Annotated in this window: 2 protein-coding genes and 1 pseudogene; 1 reads left to right on the forward strand and 2 read right to left on the reverse strand. The window is 65.6% G+C overall.

The features are described 5' to 3' along the window. Window positions 1–285: transposase (locus ACIQMR_RS38265; protein WP_401397766.1), on the forward strand; the 285-nt coding region annotated here is incomplete at its 5' end. A 219-nt stretch (window positions 286–504) separates the two neighbouring features. Here the strand turns inward: ACIQMR_RS38265 and ACIQMR_RS38270 are convergent. Together ACIQMR_RS38270 and ACIQMR_RS38275 are read right to left on the reverse strand one after the other, a co-directional pair. Further along, window positions 505–2,070, reverse strand: a complete 1,566-nt coding sequence (locus ACIQMR_RS38270) for a ricin-type beta-trefoil lectin domain protein (RefSeq protein ID WP_401397769.1) — start codon at window positions 2,068–2,070, stop codon at window positions 505–507. 648 nt (window positions 2,071–2,718) lie between these two features. Beyond that, window positions 2,719–3,017, reverse strand: a pseudogene (locus ACIQMR_RS38275) (transposase family protein); the annotation flags it as partial. Window positions 3,018–3,193: the final 176 nt, after the last annotated feature.

Genomic DNA, 3,193 nt, shown 5'->3' on the forward strand with positions numbered 1-3,193 from the left:
CTGGCTCCAGGCATCAGGGACTTCGCCCCGCTCCTTACACCTCACACCGGCAACGCCGACGCGCTTACGCGCTGGGCCACCCAGGTCCGCGGCGCTGACCTGCCCCACCTGCATGCCTTCACACGGGGGCTGGAACGAGACCGCGACGCTGTCAACGCCGCACTCACGCTTCCTTATAGCAACGGCCCCACCGAGGGCGTCAACACCAAGACCAAGCGGATCGCGCGCCAGATGCACGGACGAGCAGGCTTCACCCTCCTTCGCCACCGCATCCTCCTCGGATAGCACCACGCTCCGTCACCACCGAAAGTGAGACAGGGCCGAACGTCTTACAGTCCCGGCACGGGTGCGGGGCCGTGCGTGGGCGAGTGGACGAGCGCGGCGGCGGACCGAACGCCCCGTTCGTGCCCCGGCGCAGTACGGTCTGCGGAGCTCGGTGAGGTGGAGGCTGGTAGAGGACCGGGTGGAATCGCTGTGCTCAGAAGGGCCGTGGGCGGGTGGATGCTAACGGGCTGTGCCGATTTCGAGGCCCTTTCTCTTTCCTCCGGCGGTGGAGTTTCCCGAGAGCAACGTCAACTGCTTTTCCTTGGAGCTGTTGCACAGCTCCATTCCGATCATGGCTCCGGCATCCTGGCTTACGGGGGCCACACAGAGTTCACGATTCCATTGCGGTGTGAGCTGACCGCGAAGAGTCAGGGTGTAGCGCATGCCCGGCGCCGGATCGGAGGGGGGCGGACACATGAGAGCCGTCAGCAGGCCACTTTGGTGAGAGCGTGAGTCGAGGCACAGATGGGGCTGGGCGCGGCTCCGGAAGGTGCCGTCCTCCTCGTAGGACCATTGTTGCTCGATGGAACGTGTACAGGCGGCTGTGACCGGCTGAATGGTGCCGTTCGGACCGGCAGGATTCTGCAGCTGCACGCAGAGTCCCGTCGCTGCGCTGCGCAGTTGAAGGGCCTCTGCGTGGGAAGGCGTTGGCCGACGGTCGGGATAGGCCTCGCCTCTGTGGCTGGGGCTCTCATTCACCTCACTTTCTTGCATCAGCGCGGCACTCCCGAGCAGGGCTGTGAGGCACAGGCCCACCGCGGTGCCGACAAGGTAGCGAGGTGTCCGCTTCGCGCCGATCCATACACTGGCATCGCGTTGGGCCGGGGCAGCGACTCGCTCTGGCCTCTTGGCGGATGCGTGCCTTCTGCGGAGGTGTCCCGCGTACCCCGCCCGAGGCTCGGACGCGGTCGCGGCCGGGACGTCAGGGGCAGTACGGCGCCGCGCTTGAAGGTATGCCTTGGCTCCCCAGCCCAGCACTGCCTCGGCCAGCAGCGTCGGCAGGGTGTGGTCGTTCTGGTCGAACTGGACGAGAGCGTCGCGACAGTACTGGCACGAGAAGATGTGTGCCTCGACGTCCGGTGTTACCTGCCGGGCAATCGAGGCTTCGAGTAACCGTGTGTAGTTGCGGCACTCGGAACTGGGCGCTAAGACTCCGTGCAGTGTCAGACAGCGGGCGCGCAGCAGTCCGCGAGCTCGTGAGGATTCTGCAGATGCTGTCGCTGCTGGCATCCCGAGGAGTGCCGCGACCGTGGGAACGTCCTCAGCCTCGACCTCTTGATGCCACAGCAGGCATTGCACCGTCCCGGGGAGTTCACGCAGTGCCTCTGCGATGAGGCGCCGGTCCGGCCGTGGTACTGCGCCGTTCTGCTCAATGGTTGCAGTCAGTTCAGGGTGCAGCGGCTTCTCGGGTATGCCCGGAGCCTGGCCCGCCGCCCACGACGTGGCCGTCTCCCGAACGGCGATGAGCAGGGCCGGCCGCAGAGCAGGCGGTGTCCTGTAGCTGAGCATTTGCCCGTAGAGGCGCTTGGCGGCTGCTTCCGCCAGCGCTGACGCTCCGGCGGTGGACGTGGTACAGATCGCGGCGTAGGTGCGTGCGGCAGTCCAATGGCGCTTCAGCAGGACAGCCATAGGCTGGTGAGCTTTTCGGCTCGTGGATGCCAGTTTCGTCAAAGCTGGGTCGGACCATTGGGAGAGCGGCAGGTGCAGCGTATGTGTTGCATCGGACAGTTCTGCGGGGGCGGGCATCGAGTCTTCCTTCGTGGTGTGAACGCGCTGGCCTGAGACGCTGAGTAGCCGGCGCACGTTCGGGAATGGCATATGCATCCTGACTCGTCACGGAACACATGCGTCCCCTACCAAAGGTGATCTGGCCGATTCCGCCTTGACCCTCCCGGGCGTCGCCCTCGCATGGACGATCGTCGCGAGGAAAAGAACCTGCGAGATTCTGGTCATGTCGTTGCCCACCTGTAAGCAAGACCAGAATAAATAGATCAACTATGCACAAGCAGCGGCCTGAGAGGACTGCGCTACGTCACCCCCACATGGCCGGGATGACGGCCGAAAGGGGGCTACGCTGGTAGTGCTGTGCCTGGGACCGCACGAGAGGTTTGAACGAGGAGCCGCATCCGGCGGCGCGCCAGATCAGGCGCGAGCTCCAGCGCCATCCCAGCGGGCCCGCCCCCTCAGCCACAGCCGCGGAGCACACCTCTGAACGACGACGGCCACGGGCGGGTAGGAGCCAGGGCATACCCACCTGGACCGCGCTGCTGCATCCAGGTCACCGTCCCCCGCGACGAGGGGAAGAAACCGCTGGTCACCCGCTTCGGCGGGATCTCGCTCAAGCGACAGCGCACGGCAGTGCTCACTGACGTCCGGCCGGTCATGGCCAGCATGAAGCGCAACGAGCTGATCGTGGTACCGCTCCAGCACCCCGGGCACCTGCTCGCGGAAGGTCTGCCAGCAGCCGCGCGTGGGACACACCAGACGCCGCACTCGCACACGGACCACAACCCGGCGCTCGTCGACCGGCACGTCGGCGACTGTCCGCCAGTGGTAGCCGTGCACCCGCCCGCACACGCGCCGCACATCGGGCAGATCGCGAACTCCTGCAGAGTCCGCGCCCGCACCACGATCCGCTCACCCTCAGCAGCCACATCCTCCATGACCAGCGGGAACAGACCCGAAAACACCATCTGCACAAGCGCGTTGACGTCCTTCACGCGAAGTCAACGACCCTTACGACTCTCCGTCACCGCCGAAGGTGAGACAGGGTCTACTGAGGTTTTCGGCTTGTCATCGGGTAGTGATGGTTCATGATCCCTGCGGTATGCCGGTGTTATGCGTTGTCCGGAGGGTGGGGGCCTGACTG

It is taken from the genome of Streptomyces sp. NPDC091376 (assembly GCF_044757085.1).
In the GTDB taxonomy this organism is placed as follows: Bacteria; Actinomycetota; Actinomycetes; order Streptomycetales; family Streptomycetaceae; genus Streptomyces; species Streptomyces pratisoli.

Bases quoted from the DNA above. Each gene is read 5' to 3' on its own strand.
- ACIQMR_RS38270 (WP_401397769.1), bottom strand. From the start codon at position 2,070: ATGCCCGCCCCCGCAGAACTGTCCGATGCAACACATACGCTGCACCTG.